The sequence below is a fragment of the Pseudomonas sp. B15(2017) genome (assembly GCF_002113215.1).
Taxonomy (GTDB): Bacteria; Pseudomonadota; Gammaproteobacteria; order Pseudomonadales; family Pseudomonadaceae; genus Aquipseudomonas.
In genome coordinates, this window is record NZ_NEJZ01000001.1 from 551,540 (window position 1) to 567,153 (window position 15,614).

Annotated in this window: 17 protein-coding genes; 11 read left to right on the forward strand and 6 right to left on the reverse strand. The window is 61.5% G+C overall.

The window, feature by feature from the left end; genetic code table 11:
- Positions 1 to 7 precede the first annotated feature (7 nt).
- The 8 genes from phrB to CAF73_RS02550 are packed head-to-tail and all read left to right on the forward strand — an operon-like array spanning position 8 to position 6,803.
- Complete coding sequence (gene phrB, locus CAF73_RS02515; RefSeq protein WP_139834796.1) at positions 8 to 1,453, forward strand: deoxyribodipyrimidine photo-lyase; 1,446 nt, start codon at positions 8 to 10, stop codon at positions 1,451 to 1,453.
- Positions 1,446 to 1,868 (forward strand): nuclear transport factor 2 family protein, encoded by a 423-nt coding sequence (locus CAF73_RS02520; RefSeq protein WP_085701804.1) that lies wholly within the window; start codon positions 1,446 to 1,448, stop codon positions 1,866 to 1,868. The genes phrB and CAF73_RS02520 overlap by 8 nt, the downstream gene beginning before the upstream one ends.
- Complete coding sequence (locus tag CAF73_RS02525; RefSeq protein WP_085700882.1) at positions 1,865 to 2,647, forward strand: SDR family oxidoreductase; 783 nt, start codon at positions 1,865 to 1,867, stop codon at positions 2,645 to 2,647. Before CAF73_RS02520 ends, CAF73_RS02525 begins: the two co-directional genes overlap by 4 nt.
- Positions 2,644 to 3,891 (forward strand): NAD(P)/FAD-dependent oxidoreductase, encoded by a 1,248-nt coding sequence (locus CAF73_RS02530; protein WP_085701805.1) that lies wholly within the window; start codon positions 2,644 to 2,646, stop codon positions 3,889 to 3,891. Before CAF73_RS02525 ends, CAF73_RS02530 begins: the two co-directional genes overlap by 4 nt.
- Positions 3,888 to 4,703, forward strand: a complete 816-nt coding sequence (locus CAF73_RS02535) for a DUF1365 domain-containing protein (protein WP_085700884.1) — start codon at positions 3,888 to 3,890, stop codon at positions 4,701 to 4,703. Before CAF73_RS02530 ends, CAF73_RS02535 begins: the two co-directional genes overlap by 4 nt.
- The gene (locus CAF73_RS02540; protein ID WP_085701806.1) at positions 4,690 to 5,961 is read left to right on the forward strand and encodes a cyclopropane-fatty-acyl-phospholipid synthase family protein; all 1,272 of its coding nucleotides are present in this window, start codon (positions 4,690 to 4,692) and stop codon (positions 5,959 to 5,961) included. Before CAF73_RS02535 ends, CAF73_RS02540 begins: the two co-directional genes overlap by 14 nt.
- A complete protein-coding gene (locus CAF73_RS02545; RefSeq protein WP_085701807.1) occupies positions 5,954 to 6,445 on the forward strand; it encodes a DUF2878 domain-containing protein in 492 nt (163 codons plus the stop codon). The genes CAF73_RS02540 and CAF73_RS02545 overlap by 8 nt, the downstream gene beginning before the upstream one ends.
- Positions 6,446 to 6,497: 52 nt before the next feature.
- Complete coding sequence (locus tag CAF73_RS02550) at positions 6,498 to 6,803, forward strand: YkgJ family cysteine cluster protein (RefSeq protein WP_007951707.1); 306 nt, start codon at positions 6,498 to 6,500, stop codon at positions 6,801 to 6,803.
- A gap of 56 nt (positions 6,804 to 6,859) precedes the next feature.
- Here the strand turns inward: CAF73_RS02550 and CAF73_RS02555 are convergent, their stop codons facing one another.
- From CAF73_RS02555 to hemA, 6 genes are all read right to left on the reverse strand, one after another.
- Positions 6,860 to 7,378: an acyloxyacyl hydrolase gene (locus CAF73_RS02555; RefSeq protein WP_085700887.1), complete on the reverse strand. Its 519-nt coding sequence runs from the start codon at positions 7,376 to 7,378 to the stop codon at positions 6,860 to 6,862.
- A gap of 111 nt (positions 7,379 to 7,489) precedes the next feature.
- Complete coding sequence (murI, locus tag CAF73_RS02560) at positions 7,490 to 8,281, reverse strand: glutamate racemase (protein WP_085701808.1); 792 nt, start codon at positions 8,279 to 8,281, stop codon at positions 7,490 to 7,492.
- Positions 8,274 to 9,029, reverse strand: coding sequence for a molybdopterin-synthase adenylyltransferase MoeB (locus tag CAF73_RS02565; RefSeq protein WP_085701809.1), 756 nt, complete (start codon positions 9,027 to 9,029; stop codon positions 8,274 to 8,276). The genes murI and CAF73_RS02565 overlap by 8 nt, the downstream gene beginning before the upstream one ends.
- Positions 9,023 to 9,853 (reverse strand): peptide chain release factor N(5)-glutamine methyltransferase, encoded by an 831-nt coding sequence (gene prmC / locus CAF73_RS02570; protein ID WP_085700890.1) that lies wholly within the window; start codon positions 9,851 to 9,853, stop codon positions 9,023 to 9,025. The genes CAF73_RS02565 and prmC overlap by 7 nt, the downstream gene beginning before the upstream one ends.
- A complete protein-coding gene (prfA, locus tag CAF73_RS02575) occupies positions 9,854 to 10,936 on the reverse strand; it encodes a peptide chain release factor 1 (RefSeq protein WP_085700891.1) in 1,083 nt (360 codons plus the stop codon).
- Complete coding sequence (hemA, locus tag CAF73_RS02580) at positions 10,933 to 12,219, reverse strand: glutamyl-tRNA reductase (RefSeq protein ID WP_085700892.1); 1,287 nt, start codon at positions 12,217 to 12,219, stop codon at positions 10,933 to 10,935. The genes prfA and hemA overlap by 4 nt, the downstream gene beginning before the upstream one ends.
- Before the next feature lie 182 nt (positions 12,220 to 12,401).
- Between hemA and CAF73_RS02585 the strand changes: the two genes are divergently transcribed.
- The 3 genes from CAF73_RS02585 to ispE are packed head-to-tail and all read left to right on the forward strand — an operon-like array spanning position 12,402 to position 15,602.
- A complete protein-coding gene (locus CAF73_RS02585; protein ID WP_085701810.1) occupies positions 12,402 to 14,126 on the forward strand; it encodes a tetratricopeptide repeat protein in 1,725 nt (574 codons plus the stop codon).
- Positions 14,127 to 14,129: 3 nt separating this feature from the next.
- Entirely contained in the window at positions 14,130 to 14,747 is a 618-nt protein-coding gene (gene lolB, locus CAF73_RS02590) for a lipoprotein insertase outer membrane protein LolB (RefSeq protein ID WP_085700894.1), read from the forward strand.
- Between the two features lie 3 nt (positions 14,748 to 14,750).
- Positions 14,751 to 15,602 carry a 4-(cytidine 5'-diphospho)-2-C-methyl-D-erythritol kinase gene (ispE, locus tag CAF73_RS02595; RefSeq protein ID WP_085700895.1) on the forward strand — a complete coding sequence of 284 codons (852 nt, stop codon included), beginning with the start codon at positions 14,751 to 14,753 and terminating at the stop codon, positions 15,600 to 15,602.
- Positions 15,603 to 15,614: the final 12 nt, after the last annotated feature.

The following is a 15,614-nucleotide window of genomic DNA, read 5'->3' on the forward strand; positions in this document are numbered from 1 at the left end:
GACCGACATGCAATTGATCTGGCTGCGCAGCGACCTGCGCCAACACGACAACACCGCCCTCGCGGCCGCCGCCGAGCGTGGCCCGACCTTGGCCGTGTATCTGTTGAGCCCGCAGCAATGGCAGGAACATGACGACGCGCCGTGCAAGGTCGATTTCTGGCTGCGCAATTTGCGTGAGTTGAGCAAAAGCCTTGGCGACCTGAACATCCCGCTCCTGATCCGCACCGCGCCTCACTGGGATCAGGCACCCGACGTGCTGCTCGAACTGTGCCGGCAGCTGAAGATCGATGCCGTGCACGTCAACGAGGAATACGGCATCCACGAAAGCCGTCGCGATGCCGCCGTCGCCGAGGCGTTGCAAGCGGCAGGCATAACCTTCCACAGCTACCTCGACCAATTGCTGTTCAAGCCAGGCAGCGTTCTGACCAAGACCGGTACCTACTTTCAGGTGTTCAGCCAGTTCCGCAAGGTTTGCTACGAACGCCTGCACCGCTCGATGCCTTCGCTCAAACAAGCGCCGGGCAAACAATTGGCGCTGAACATCGCCAGCGACCCCGTTCCGCAAGCCATCGAAGGATTCCCGACACCCGACGAATCCCTGCGCGCCCTGTGGCCCGCCGGTGAAGCCGAGGCCCGGCGGCGCCTCGACACGTTCGCCGATGCGCAGATCGATTACTACAAGAGCGAGCGCGACTTTCCGGCCAAACCCGGCACCAGCCAGCTTTCGGCCTATCTGGCCGCTGGCGTGATTTCGCCACGCCAATGCCTGCACGCCGCCCTGCAAAGCAATCAGGGCGAATTCGAAAGCGGCAAGGTCGGGGCTGTCACCTGGATCAACGAACTGCTGTGGCGCGAGTTCTACAAACACATCCTCGTCGGATATCCGCGGGTTTCACGGCATCGCGCATTCCGCCCGGAAACCGAAGCCCTGGCCTGGCGCGACGCCCCCGAGGACCTGGCCGCCTGGCAAGAGGCCCGCACCGGCTTGCCGATCATCGACGCGGCCATGCGCCAACTGCTGGAAACCGGCTGGATGCACAACCGCCTGCGGATGGTGGTGGCAATGTTTCTGACCAAGAACCTGTTGATCGACTGGCGCGAGGGCGAGCGTTTCTTCATGCGCCACCTGATCGACGGCGACCTGGCCGCCAACAACGGCGGCTGGCAGTGGAGTGCTTCGACCGGTACCGATTCGGCGCCGTACTTCCGCATCTTCAACCCGGTCAGCCAGTCGGAAAAATTCGACAGCGAGGGCTTGTTCATCAAGCACTGGCTGCCGGAGCTGGCCAGGCTGAACAAGAAAGAAGTCCACGACCCGGCCAGTGCCGGCGGGCTATTCGGCGTGGCGGACTATCCGGCGCCGATCGTCAATCTGGGTGCATCACGGGAACGGGCGCTGGCAGCCTTCAAGAACCTGCCGTCGCGATCGTCTCAAGGAGAGAGCGATGAGTGATTTTCTGCGCGGTTTTGCCCAGCGGTTCGCACAGTTGAACAAAGACAACCTGCGAAACCTGAATGAACTGTACAGCGAAGACATTCATTTCACCGATCCACTGCATGAAGTGCAGGGGCTGACGAACTTGCGCGGTTATTTCAGCGAGTTGTACGCCAACGTCAACGAACTGCGCTTCGATTTCCACGGCTTCGACCAGATCGGCGACGGCGAAGGTTATTTGCGTTGGGTCATGAGCTACCGCCACCCGCGTCTGAGCGGCGGGCAGCTGATCCGCGTCGCCGGCTGCTCACATTTGCTCTGGAGCGACAAGGTTTACCGCCACCGGGATTACTTCGATGCCGGAGCGCTGCTTTATGAACATTTACCTGTATTGGGCCGAGTGATCGCTTGGCTGAAAAGGAGATTGGGATGAGTCGTACAGCTCCACGGCGTTATTGGCTGACCGGCGCCAGCAGTGGCATTGGTGCAGCATTGGCAGAAGAAATCCTCAAGACCGGCGCACATCTGGCGGTCAGTTCCCGCCAGGTCGCGCCGCTCAAGGTGTTGTCGCAACGTTATCCGGGACAGGTGCTGGTGGTACCCGGCGACCTGACCAACAGCCAGACCGTGCGCGAGATCGGCGAACAGATCGCACACGACTGGGGGGCGCTGGACTCGGTCATCCTCAACGCAGGCACTTGCGAATACGTCGACGCCCGCCAGTTCGACGCCACGATCATCGAACACGTGGTGCGCACCAACCTGCTCGCCAGCAGCTATTGCATCGAAGCCGCCCTGCCCTTGCTGCGCAAAGGTACGGCGCCGCATCTGGTGGGGATGGCCAGCTCGGTGACTTATGTGCCGCTGCCCCGCGCCGAAGCCTATGGCGCATCGAAGGCCGGGCTGCGTTATCTGTTCGAATCCCTGCGTATCGACCTCGCCGACGAAGGCATTGACGTCACGGTAATCAGCCCTGGTTTCGTCGACACACCGCTGACCGCCAAGAATGATTTTCCGATGCCGCTCAGCTGGCCTGTGGAAAAAGCCGCGCGGCATATCTTCGCCAAACTGAAGGATCGCCCGCTGGAGATCGCTTTCCCGGCGCTGTTCATCGCCGCCCTGTGGCCCTTGTCGAAAATGCCCGCGCGCGTACAACTGGCGATTGGCAAACGCATGGTGCGCAGCAACCCGCCGCTCAGGGATGCAACATGAAAATCGCCATCGTCGGTAGCGGCATCGCCGGTTTGACCTGCGCGTATCTGCTCGCTCGTCGACATGAGATCACCGTGTTCGAAGCCGACGCCCGGGTCGGTGGTCATACGCACACGGTGCCGGTGACCGTGGACGGACGCGACTACGCAGTGGACACCGGCTTCATCGTGTTCAACGACTGGACGTATCCCAACTTCATTCGTTTGCTCGGCCAGTTGGGCGTGGCGTTCAAGCCTACCGAAATGAGTTTTTCGGTGAACGATCCCGACACCGGCCTGGAATACAACGGCAATAACCTGAACAGCCTGTTCGCCCAGCGCAGCAATCTGTTGTCGCCCGGATTCTGGGGCATGTTGCGTGACATCCTGCGGTTCAATAAAGAGGCCCGACGCGACCTTGCCGAGCAGCGAATCGCCGCCGACACCACCCTCGACGACTACTTCAAGGCTGGCGGTTACGGCGAGCGCTTCATCCTGCATTACATCGTGCCGATGGGGGCGGCGATCTGGTCGATGCCGATGGCCGAGATGCTCAATTTTCCGTTGCAGTTCTTCGTGCGCTTTTTCGAGAATCACGGGTTGCTGTCGATCAGCAACCGGCCGCAGTGGCAGGTGATCGAGGGCGGGTCCAGTGCCTACATCGCGCCGCTGACCGCGTCGTTCAAGGAGCGCATCCGCCTGAACTGCGCGGTAGGCCGGATCGATCGCGATGCGCACGGCGTGGTTATCCACAGCCCCGCCGGCATCGAACGTTTCGACAAAGTGGTGCTGGCCTGCCACAGCGATCAGGCGTTGCGACTGCTGGGAAATCCTGACGATAAAGAACGGGCAATCCTCCGTGCCCTGCCCTATGCCGACAATGAAGTGGTGCTGCACACCGACACCCGTCTGCTGCCCACACGCAAACGGGCCTGGGCCAGTTGGAACTATCGCCTCGGCGGTGCTGGCCATACCCGGGCTGCCGTGACCTACGACATGAACATTCTGCAGGGCATCCAGAGCGACACCACGTTCTGCGTCAGCCTCAACCAGAGCGCCGGCATCAGCCCGTCCAAGGTGCTCGCGCGCTTCACCTACGCCCACCCGCAATTCAGCCTTGCAGCAGTGGCGGCGCAACAACGCTGGGCCGAAATCGACGGCGCGCAGCACACGCATTATTGCGGCGCCTATTGGGCCAACGGTTTCCATGAAGATGGCGTGGTCAGCGCCTTGCGCGTCGCCGCCGCTTTCGGAGAAAGCCTGTGAACAGCGCGCTCTACAGTGGCTGGATCGCCCATCGGCGATTTGCTCCACGCCGTCATGAATTCCGTTACCGGATCGGCATGCTGTACCTCGATCTGGCTGAACAGGAGGCGGTGCTGGGCCTGTCGCGACTGGCGGGTGCCAGCCGCTTTGCGCCGTTCTCATTTCGCGAAACCGACTACCTGAAAACCTTCACCGGCCGGGGTGTACGCCTGAGCGATGCGGTGCGCCGCTTGGTTGGCGAAGCCCTGGGCCACGCGCCGCAAGGTTCGATCTGCCTGCTGACCCAGCCGCGCAGCTGGGGCCTGTCGTTCAACCCGGTGAGTTTTTTCTATTGCCACGAAGCCGACGGCCAATTGGCTGCGATTCTCTGCGAAGTCACCAACACGCCGTGGCGCGAGCGTTATCACTACGTGCTGCCGGCTCGGGCGCCGACCGATCTGCATGACTTTCACCAGCACTTTGCGGTGACCAAGGCATTTCACGTGTCACCGTTCCTGCCGCCGGATCTGGAATACCGCATGCGTTTCAGCCCAGCCGCGCAGACTCTGGGCGTGCACATGGCCGACTGGCAAGGCGAGCGAAAACTGTTCGACGCCACCCTCGACCTGCGACGCGAACCCCTTGATCGGCGCCACCTGCACCGGCACTTGTGGCGCTTTCCCTGGATGACCGCCAAGACCGCGCTGGCGATCTATTGGCAAGCATTGCGCCTGCTGCTCAAGCGCACCCCGGTGTATGACCACCAGCGCGCCGACGACCATTTTCGAACCGCCACCGTACCGACCAAGGAACGCCACCATGAAATCCACTAGCGTCTCGGCCAAAGCCAGCCTGTTCAGCCCCCACGGTTTGAGCAGTTCGCTGCTGCGCCGGGGAGTACTGCGCCAGTTGGAGCAGCTCAAACAGGGCCAACTGATCGTCATCGAGGACGGCGAACGTCACGTCTTCGGTACGCCGGGCAGCGCGCTGGTGGGGGAAATTCAGGTGCTGGATCCCGCCGCCTGGGGCCTGGTCGCGAGCAATGGTTCGATTGGTGCCGGCGAGGCCTTTATTCATGGTTACTGGCGCTCGCCGGATCTGACGGCAGTGGTGCGGGTCTTCGTCAGCAACCTTGAAGTGCTCGACGCAATGGAAGGTGGCCTGGCCCGGCTCAGTCGCCCGCTGGTGCGCGGGCTGCACTGGCTCAATCGCAATACGCGCAAGGGCTCGCAGAAAAACATCGCCGCTCATTACGACCTCGGCAATGACCTGTTCGAGCAGTTTCTCGACCCGACCATGATGTACTCGGCCGCGCAGTTTCTCCGCCCGGACGACAGCCTGGAGCAGGCGCAACTGAACAAACTGGAGCGGATCTGCCAGAAGCTTGCGCTCAAGCCCGACGACCATCTGCTGGAAATCGGCACCGGCTGGGGCAGCATGGCGCTGTACGCGGCGCAGCGTTACGGCTGCAAAGTCACCACCACCACACTGTCGAAGGAGCAGTTCGCCTTCACCGCCGCCCGTATCGAACGCCTCGGCTTGCAGGATCAGGTGACGCTGTTGCTCAAGGACTACCGGGACCTTACCGGCCAGTACGACAAACTGGTGTCGATCGAGATGATCGAAGCGGTCGGCCACCGCTTCCTGCCGACTTACTTCAAACAGTGCGCACACCTGCTCAAGAGCAACGGCCTGATGCTGCTGCAAGCGATCACTATCCGCGAACAGCGCTACGAGCAGGCGCGCCGTAGCGTGGACTTCATCCAGCGTTACATTTTTCCCGGCGGCGCCCTGCCCTGCGTGCAGAAAATGCTCGAGATCGTCAGCCGCGACACCGACATGAATCTGTTGCACATGGAAGATTTCGGCCTGCACTACGCCCGCACCCTGCGTCTGTGGCACGAGAATTTTCGGCATGCTCACGGGCGTCTGACCGAGCTGGGCTATGACGATTACTTCCTCAGGCTGTGGGAGTTCTACCTGTGTTATTGCGAGGGCGGATTCCTCGAACGCACCATCGGCACCGCGCAACTGGTGCTGGCCAAACCGGCGGCCATGACCGCGCCTTTGCTGGGCCGGTTCGATGCTTGAGCGGTTGGCCAACGCAGCCCTGTTCCAGATCGGCTGGCTGGCCTGCGTGCTCGGCGGTAACAGTTTGTGGTTGCTACTGGCGCTGATGGTACTGGTGGTTCATCTGCGCTGGATCAGCAGTTGGGCGGATGAAGGCCGGTTGATCCTCAGCGTGGTGATTATCGGCACGGCGGTGGACAGCGCGCTGCGCGGCCTCGGGGTTTTCGAGTTCAAGGATATGTCGCCACTGATTCCGCTGTGGCTGATGTTGCTGTGGGCGTTGTTTGCCACGACCTTGCGTCATTGCCTGCAATGGAGCGCACGGCCGTGGTGGCTGGCCAGTCTGCTTGGCGCGGCAGGGGGCGCGCTGTCCTATGGCGCCGGCGGACGACTGGCCGGCGTGCAATTTCCTTTCGGTGAACTCCCCAGCCTGATTGGCATCGCGCTGCTGTGGGCGTTGCTGTTTCCGCTGCTGCACCAATTGTCCCGGCGGCTGGCGCGCTGAACGCCTGTCAGGCCTTTCACACGGTCATCGGTCACTGCCGTACACTGGCGCCATGAAAACCATTCCCCATCGGCAAATCGCCGAGCCCGAGGTCACCTGCTCGACCTGTGCAGCCTGCTGTTGTCAGCTCGAAGTGATGCTGATCACCGACACCGGCGTACCCGAGCGTTTTATCGATACCGACGATTGGGGTGGTGAAGTGATGCTGCGTCTGGACGACGGTTGGTGCGCGGCGCTGGATCGCGACACGATGATGTGCACGATCTACGAGAAGCGCCCGCTGATCTGCCGCGAGTTTGAAATGGGCGCGCCGGAATGCATCGATGAACGCCAGGGTATTGCCACGGCGTATCGCTGATTACAAAAAAAAGGAGCGCTGAGCGCTCCTTTTTTCCTGGGCTTAACTCTCGAGGTTTACAGCGGCATCGTGTAATGCAGCGCGTAGCTTTCAACCCCGTCGTTGTCGCTGCTCAGACCGGCGTTGGAATAGTGCGTCGCACGGATCCCCACCTCATGCCCGCCATTGAAGCGCAGGCCGAAACCGATACGGTCCTCGAACTGGAAGGAACCGCCGAGCTTGTTGTCTTCGTACTCGGTGTTGGAAAACAGCGCCACGCCGATCCCCGCCTCGACATACGGCTTGACCGATTGACCGGCGAACTCGTACACAAATACCGGCGAGAACGAAAGGCTGTTGTTGCTGGAGGTCTTGTCACCTTCCCAGTAGGTGTAGGCGCCACTCCAGTAACCGGTCAGACGACCGACGTCGCTTTGCAGCCAGCTTTTGTCCCAATCGAAATTCATACCCAGGCGATAAGTCATCGTCGAATCGCTGGTACCGCCCACTGCAAACTCGACGCCAGCAGCTTGTGCGGTAAAACTTTGCCCCATCAGTGCAGCCGCAATCGCGGCCAAGCAGAATAGTCGCTTCACGTTGAAACTTCCTTTTCGGAACGATCGTTTGGTTTTCTAGGTCACTCTGCGCTATAGAAATCTGCGCTTGGTCAGAAGTTCAGCTGACTTTTTAGATATTTCACATTTTTTTTACAAGGTGAATTTTTCGACGTCGCCGGCGACCTGCCCCAACAGCACCAGCGTGTTGCGCAAAGACGCGGGGTCGGCGCTGGTCCAAAATCTGACCGGCCGGTTCGGCCCTTCGGCGAGCAGGTCACGCTCGGCCAGCAACCGTTGCAATTGCCGCGCTACCGCCGCGCCCGTATCGATCAGGCTGATGCTCTCGGGGATCATCGACTTGAGCATCGGTTTGAGAAACGGATAGTGGGTGCAGCCCAGGATGATCGTGTCGCATCCGTTGGCGAGAAGTGGATCGACGTAGTGCTTGAGCAAGGCTCGCAACTGGGGACTGTGCAGATCGCCGCTTTCAATCAGCTCCACCAGTCCGGGGCACGGTTGAGTGATGACCCGCACATCCGTGGCGAAGCGGTCGAGCAGCGCCGCAAATTTCGCACTCTGCAAGGTGCCCGTGGTGGCGAGTACGCCCACCACCCCGCTGCGAGTGGCAGCAGCGGCCGGTTTGACCGCCGGCTCCATGCCGACAATCGGCCACTCGGGAAAATCCCGGCGCAGATCGGCCACGCCGGCCACGGTCGCAGTGTTGCAGGCGATCACCAGCGCCTTGGCGCCCTGCTCCCGGAAAAAACCGGCCATCACGCTGCAACGCTGGCGGATGAATTCAGGGGTTTTTTCGCCATAAGGAATATGGCCGCAGTCGCCGAGGTACAGCAGCGATTCATTCGGCAGCAGGTGCTGGATTTCCGCCAGCACCGATACACCACCGACGCCGGAATCGAATACGGCGATCGGCGCTTCACGCATGCTGCGAACCACAGACGCTGCAACCGGGATCGCGCTTGACCCGCAGTTCACGGAAACGCGAGCCCAATGCATCGATCAACAGCAGACGGCCCACCAGCGGCTCGCCGAACCCCGCCAGCAACTTCAAGGCTTCCAGCGCCTGCAGGCTGCCGACCATACCCACCAGCGGCCCGACCACGCCGGCTTCGCTGCAAGTCAGTTCGGCTTCGCTGCCGTGACCGTACAGGCAGTGGTAGCACGGGCTATCGGCGCGAAGTGGGTCGAACACCGAAAGCTGTCCTTCGAGGCGAATCGCCGCGCCGCTGACCAAAGGCCTGCGCGCGGCCACGCAGGCGGCATTGACCGCTTCGCGGGTGGAGAAGTTGTCCGAGCAGTCGAGCACCAGGTCCACCGCCGCCACGGCTGCGGCGAGGCAATCCTCGTCCAGCGCCTGGCGATGGGGCACCAGTTTGATTTCGGGATTGATCGCGCTGAGGCGCTTGAGCGCCGAGTCGACCTTGGTCATACCGACGCTGTCGGTGTCGTGGATGATCTGGCGTTGCAGATTGGTCAGATCGACCGTGTCGAAATCCGCCAGGTGCAACTCACCGACACCCGCCGCCGCCAGATACAAGGCAACCGGCGCACCGAGACCACCGAGGCCGACAATCAACACCCGACTGTCCTTGAGCTTCAACTGGCCATCGATGTCGATGTGTTGCAGCAGGATCTGCCGACTGTAGCGCAACAATTCCTGATCATTCAGCACGGCAGACGCCCCAGGCTGATCCGTTGATGGCCGCCCAGATCGGAGCGGCTGTGGACTTCTTCGAAACCTTGGGTCAGCAGCAGATCGCGCACGGCTTCGGCTTGATCATAGCCGTGTTCGAGCATCAGCCAGCCACCGGCCTCCAGATGGGCTGGCGCCTGGGCGATGATCAGACGCAGATCGTCGAGCCCGTCGACGCCGGCCACCAAGGCGCTTTCCGGTTCGAAACGCACGTCGCCTTCCACCAGATGCGGATCGGCGGCGCGGATGTACGGCGGATTGCTGATGATCAACTCGAAACGCTTGCCTTCGAGGGCACTGAACCAGTGACTGCTCAGCACCGTCGCGTTGTTCAGGTGCAGGCGCTGGCGATTGCGCTCGGCCAGGGCCACGGCTTCCAGCACCCGATCCACGGCGGTGACCTGCCACGCCGGGCGCTCGCTGGCCAGGGCCAGGGCAATCGCCCCGCTGCCCGTGCCGAGGTCGAGAACTTTGGCGGGGGTTGCCGGCAGCAGTTCCAGCGCGGCTTCCACCAGCAGTTCGGTGTCCGGGCGCGGGATCAGCGTGTGCGGTGCGACTTCCAGATCGAGCTTCCAGAAACCCTGCTGGCCCAGAATGTAAGCCACCGGCTCACCACTGCGACGACGTTGCAGGTACTCGGCGAAGACCAGTGCGGCTTCGCTGGGCACGATGCGCTCGGGCCAGGTGTGAAGAAAACTGCGCGACTTGCCCAGCGCGGCGGCCAGAAGCAGTTCGGCGTCCAGACGCGCGGTGGGCGAATCCGGCAGTTCGGCGGCGCGCAACAGGCTGGCGATGATGGTCATTTACTCACCTATCGCTGCGAGCTGGTCGGCCTGGTATTCGGCCAGCAACGGCTCGATCACTGCTTCGACGCCACCGGCGAGGATTTCGTCGAGGGAATACAGGGTCAGGTTGACGCGATGGTCGGTCACCCGGCCCTGGGCAAAGTTGTAGGTGCGGATACGCTCGGAGCGGTCACCGGAACCCACCAGCAATTTACGTTCGCTGGCGATGGCGTTGGCCGCCGCGGCGGTCTGCTGGTCGTTGAGCTTGGCCGACAGCCAGGCCATCGCCCGGGCACGGTTCTTGTGCTGGGAACGTTCTTCCTGGCACTCGACCACAATGCCGGTCGGCAAGTGAGTGATGCGGATCGCCGAGTCGGTCTTGTTGACGTGCTGACCACCGGCCCCGGAGGAACGGTAAGTGTCGACGCGCAAGTCCGCCGGGTTGATCTCGATCGCTTCCTGCTCGTCCGGCTCAGGCAGCACCGCCACGGTGCAGGCCGAGGTGTGGATCCGGCCCTGGGATTCGGTGGCCGGCACGCGCTGTACGCGGTGAGCGCCGGACTCGAACTTCAGCTTGCCGTAGACGTTGTCGCCCTCGACCCGGGCAATGACTTCTTTATAGCCGCCATGTTCGCCTTCGTTTTCCGAGAGAATTTCCACGCGCCAGCCACGTCGTTCGGCGTAACGCGAGTACATGCGGAACAGGTCGCCGGAGAAGATCGCCGCCTCGTCGCCACCGGTGCCGGCGCGGATTTCGAGGAACACGTTGCGCCCGTCGTTGGGATCCTTGGGCAGCAGCATGCGTTGCAGGTCGGATTCCAGCGTAATCAACAGTTCCTTGGCTTCGCGGACTTCTTCCACGGCCATTTCACGCATGTCCGGGTCGCTGTCCTTGAGCAGCGCCTGCGCGCCTTCAAGATCGCTTTGTACGCTGAGCAGCTTTTTATAGGCTTCGACCACCGGCTCGACTTCGGCGTATTCCTTGGAATAGGCGCGGAATTTGGCCTGGTCGGAAATGACTTCGGCGTCGCCGAGCAGCGCGGTCAGTTCCTCGAAACGGTCCTGGAGGATGTCCAGCTTATTGAGCAGTGACGCTTTCATTGCGGTTTTTTATCCGAAAAGCTATCCGGTGAGCCCTCGAGGGCAAAGAGTTCCTGAGCCATGGCCAGCGCATCGAGGCGGCCTTCGGCAGAAAGCTTTTTCAACTGTACGCTCGGGGCGTGCAGGAGTTTGTTGGTCAGGCCACGGGCCAATTGCCCGAGCACGTCTTCAGCGTTGCCGCCGTTGGCCAGCAGGCGCAGGGCCTTTTGCAGCTCCTCGTCGCGCAGGCGTTCGCTCTGTTGACGATAGGCCTTGAGCACATCGACCGCTGCCAGCTCGCGCAGACGCACCATGAAGTCGTCGGCACCGACCGAGACCATCTCCTCGGCGGCCTGGGCTGCACCCTGACGGCTCTTGAGGTTTTCGGCGACCACTTCGTGCAGATCGTCGACGCTATAGAGGTAAACGTCGTCGAGCTCGCCGACTTCTGGCTCGATGTCACGGGGAACGGCGATGTCGACCATGAAGATCGGCTTGTGCTTGCGCAGCTTCAGCGCGCTTTCCACAGCGCCTTTACCGAGGATCGGCAACTGACTGGCGGTAGAACTGATCACGATGTCGCTGCGCACCAGTTCGGCCGGGATGTCCGAGAGCAACACCGCGTGGGCACCGAACTGCTCGGCCAGCAGGCTGGCGCGTTCCAGCGTCCGGTTGGCGACCACGATGCGCTTGACCCCGAGGTCATGCAGATGGCGGGCGACCAGGGTGATGGTCTCGCCGGCGCCGATCAGCAGGGCCTGGCTGCGCTGCAGGTCGCTGAAAATCTGTTTGGCCAGGCTGACCGCGGCGAACGCCACGGACACCGGGTTTTCGCCGATGGCGGTGTCGGTACGCACTTGCTTGGCGGCATTGAAGGTCGCCTGGAACAGACGCCCGAGCAGCGGCCCGATGGTGCCGGCCTCGCGGGCCACGGCGTAGGCCGATTTCATCTGGCCGAGAATCTGCGGTTCGCCCAGCACCAGCGAGTCGAGCCCGGAGGCGACGCGCATCATGTGACGAACTGCCGCATCATCTTCGTGCACATAAGCACTCGCGCGCAGCTCATCGAGGCTTAAATGGTGATAGTCGGCCAGCCAGCGCAGCACGATATCGGCCGAAAGCTGATCCTGTTCTATATACAGCTCGCTGCGATTGCAGGTGGAGAGGATCGCAGCTTCGCGGCTGTCGGTGAGTCGGCAGAGCTGCTGCAAGGCCTCCACCAGCTGCTCAGGGGTAAAGGCCACGCGCTCGCGGACGTCTACTGAAGCAGTCTTGTGGTTGATACCGAGTGCAAGGAAGGCCATTCAAGGTCGCTGATGGTGACGTGAAGCCGGCAATTGTCCTACTTCGTCAGATTCAGAACAACTACCGCTGACTATTGTCCCAATTGTCGGCCCCTGTAATGGCCACAATCGAGACTCGGTTATGTTTGGCCGAAGGCTTGTGTCATGATGATCCGACCGCAGGTTAGTCGTCCTCTTCCTATATGAATAGATCTTCCGCGTTGCTCCTCGCTTTTGTCTTCCTCAGCGGCTGCCAGGCCTTGGCCCCCGTTTCGCAGGACGGTGCCTCACCGGTCGAAGACACCACGCCGGCTCCTGAAAAGCCCAAGGTTTACAGCTCGTTCAGCCAGGAAACGGTGTTCAGCCTGCTGACTGCCGAACTCGCCGGCCAGCGCAATCGTTTCGACATTGCCCTGGACAACTACGTGACCCAGGCCATCAACACCCAGGATCCAGGCGTTTCCGAGCGCGCGTTCCGCATCGCCGAGTACCTGGGCGCCGACCAGCCGGCCCTCGATACGGCGCTGATCTGGGCGAAAAACGCCCCGGACGACCTCGAAGCGCAACGCGCAGCCGCCGTGCAACTGGCCCGCGCCGGGCGCTATGACGACTCGATGGTCTATATGGAGAAAGTCCTGCAGGGCAAGGGCGACACCCATTTCGACTTCCTCGCGCTGTCGGCTGCCGACACCGATCAGGAAACCCGCAACGGCCTGATGAAAAGTTTCGACCGCCTGTTGCAGCGTCACCCGAACAACAATCAGCTGATTTTCGGCAAGGCCCTGCTGATGCAGCAGGACGGCGACACCCAAGGCGCGCTGACCCTGCTCGAAGACAATCCGCCGGAAGACGGCGAGATCGCCCCGATCCTGCTGCGCGCACGCCTGCTGCAAGGGCTCAACCGCGGCGACGAAGCGCTGCCACTGCTGCAAAAGAGCATCAAGAAGTATCCGGACGACAAACGCCTGCGCCTGACCTACGCACGGATGCTGGTGGAGCAGGACCGGATGGACGACGCCAAGGTCGAGTTCTCCACCCTGGTTCAGCAATACCCGGAAGACGACGAACTGCGTTACTCGCTGGCGCTGGTCTGCCTGGAAGCCAAGGCCTGGGACGAGGCCAAGGGTTATCTGGAAGACCTGATCGCCCGGGAAAGTCATGTCGATTCGGCGCACCTGAACCTGGGGCGCATCGCCGAAGAACGCAACGACCCGCAAGGCGCGCTCATCGAGTACGCCCAGGTTGGCCCCGGCAACGACTATCTGCCGGCGCAATTGCGTCAGGCCGATATTCTGATGAACAACGGCAAGACCGCCGAAGCCCAGAGCAAACTGGCCGCCGAGCGTGACGAGCAGCCGGATTACGCAATCCAGCTGTATCTGATCGAAGCCGAAACCCTGTCCGCCAACAATCAGGGCGACAAGGCCTGGAAAGTCCTGCAACAAGCGTTGCAGCAGTACCCGGACGATCTGAATCTGCTTTACACCCGCGCGATGCAGGCGGAAAAACGCAATGACCTGGCGCAGATGGAAAAAGACCTGCGCCTGATCATCAAGCGAGATCCGGACAACGCCATGGCCCTCAACGCCCTCGGCTACACCCTGTCCGACCGCACCACCCGCTACGCTGAAGCCAAGGCGCTGATCGAGCAGGCCCACCAGATCAACCCGGAAGACCCGGCGGTGCTCGACAGCCTCGGCTGGGTGAACTTCCGCATGGGCAATCTGGAAGACGCCGAGAAATACCTGCGTCAGGCCCTCGAGCGCTTCCCCGATCACGAAGTCGCCGCGCACCTGGGCGAAGTGCTGTGGACCAAGGGCAAGCAGCGCGAAGCGAAACAAATCTGGGGCAAGTTCCTCAAGGACCAGCCTGACAGCACCATCCTGCGCAGCACCATCAAGCGCCTGACCGGATCCGAGACTCTTTAACTCATGTTTTTGCGCCACGTCATAGTTTTCAGCTTCATCGCCCTGCTCGCCGGTTGCGCGGGCTTCGGCGCCCGTGAATCGGTCGAAGGCCACGGCAATCCTGGCCAATGGCGCGAGCACAAACAGCAATTGACCGGCCTTGATGGCTGGCAGATCGACGGCAAGATCGGCATCCGCGCCCCGAAAGATTCGGGCAGCGGCACGCTGTTCTGGCTGCAACGTCAGGATTACTACGACATCCGTCTGTCCGGCCCGCTGGGTCGTGGCGCGGCGCGCTTGACCGGCCGTCCGGGCGCGGTGTCGCTGGAAGTGGCGAATCAGGGCCGTTATGAAGCGCCGACGCCGGAAGCGCTGGTCGAGGAACAACTGGGCTGGAAACTGCCGGTCTCGCATCTGGCCTGGTGGGTTCGCGGCCTCCCGGCACCGGACAGCAAAAGCCGCCTGACCCTGGACGGCAACAGTCGTCTGGCCAATCTGGATCAGGATGGCTGGCAGGTCGAATACCTCAGCTATGCCGAACAGAACGGTTACTGGCTGCCCGAGCGGATCAAGCTGCACGGCGCCGATCTGGATGTGACGCTGGTCATCAAGACCTGGCAACCGCGCAAGTTGGGGCAATAACGCATGACCGCTCCACGCCTCACTTTGCCATCGCCAGCCAAACTCAACCTGATGCTGCACATCCTCGGTCGCCGTGAAGACGGTTATCACGAGTTGCAGACGCTTTTTCAATTTCTCGACTACGGCGACGAAATCACCTTCGCCGTGCGTGACGATGGCGTGATTCGCCTGCACACCGAATTCGAGGGTGTTCCCCACGACAGCAACCTGATCGTGCGCGCGGCGAAAAAACTTCAGGAGCAATCCGGCTGCTCGCTCGGCATCGATATCTGGATCGACAAGATCCTGCCGATGGGCGGCGGCATCGGTGGCGGCAGCTCGAACGCGGCCACCACCCTGCTCGGGCTCAATCATTTGTGGCAATTGGGCTGGGATGAAGATCGCCTGGCTGCACTGGGCCTGACGCTGGGCGCCGACGTGCCGGTGTTCGTGCGTGGCCATGCGGCTTTTGCCGAAGGTGTTGGCGAGAAACTGACCCCGGTCGAGCCTGCCGAACCGTGGTACGTCGTACTCGTTCCGCAAGTCTCTGTTAGTACGGCAGAAATTTTTTCAGATCCATTGTTGACACGTAACACGCCGCCCATTAAAGTGCGCCCCGTTCCCGAGGGAAACAGTCGAAATGACTGTTTGCCGGTGGTCGCAAGGCGTTATCCAGAAGTACGTAACGCATTGAATTTGCTAGGTAATTTTACTGAAGCAAAACTCACCGGAACTGGAAGTTGTGTGTTTGGGGGCTTCCCAAGCAAAGCTGAAGCTGATAAAGTCTCGGCCCTTCTGACAGAGACCCTTACAGGGTTTGTAGCAAAAGGAAGCAACGTTTCGATGTTGCATCGCAAGCTGCAAAGTCTGCTCTAAAAGAACCAAGTG

Bases quoted from the DNA above. Each gene is read 5' to 3' on its own strand.
- ispE (WP_085700895.1), top strand. From the start codon at position 14,751: ATGACCGCTCCACGCCTCACTTTGCCATCGCCAGCCAAACTCAACCTG.
- CAF73_RS02530 (WP_085701805.1), top strand. From the start codon at position 2,644: ATGAAAATCGCCATCGTCGGTAGCGGCATCGCCGGTTTGACCTGCGCG.
- CAF73_RS02545 (WP_085701807.1), top strand. From the start codon at position 5,954: ATGCTTGAGCGGTTGGCCAACGCAGCCCTGTTCCAGATCGGCTGGCTG.
- prmC (WP_085700890.1), bottom strand. From the start codon at position 9,853: ATGACCATCATCGCCAGCCTGTTGCGCGCCGCCGAACTGCCGGATTCG.
- CAF73_RS02585 (WP_085701810.1), top strand. From the start codon at position 12,402: ATGAATAGATCTTCCGCGTTGCTCCTCGCTTTTGTCTTCCTCAGCGGC.
- lolB (WP_085700894.1), top strand. From the start codon at position 14,130: ATGTTTTTGCGCCACGTCATAGTTTTCAGCTTCATCGCCCTGCTCGCC.
- prfA (WP_085700891.1), bottom strand. From the start codon at position 10,936: ATGAAAGCGTCACTGCTCAATAAGCTGGACATCCTCCAGGACCGTTTC.
- murI (WP_085701808.1), bottom strand. From the start codon at position 8,281: ATGCGTGAAGCGCCGATCGCCGTATTCGATTCCGGCGTCGGTGGTGTA.
- phrB (WP_139834796.1), top strand. From the start codon at position 8: ATGCAATTGATCTGGCTGCGCAGCGACCTGCGCCAACACGACAACACC.
- CAF73_RS02550 (WP_007951707.1), top strand. From the start codon at position 6,498: ATGAAAACCATTCCCCATCGGCAAATCGCCGAGCCCGAGGTCACCTGC.
- CAF73_RS02525 (WP_085700882.1), top strand. From the start codon at position 1,865: ATGAGTCGTACAGCTCCACGGCGTTATTGGCTGACCGGCGCCAGCAGT.
- hemA (WP_085700892.1), bottom strand. From the start codon at position 12,219: ATGGCCTTCCTTGCACTCGGTATCAACCACAAGACTGCTTCAGTAGAC.
- CAF73_RS02520 (WP_085701804.1), top strand. From the start codon at position 1,446: ATGAGTGATTTTCTGCGCGGTTTTGCCCAGCGGTTCGCACAGTTGAAC.
- CAF73_RS02540 (WP_085701806.1), top strand. From the start codon at position 4,690: ATGAAATCCACTAGCGTCTCGGCCAAAGCCAGCCTGTTCAGCCCCCAC.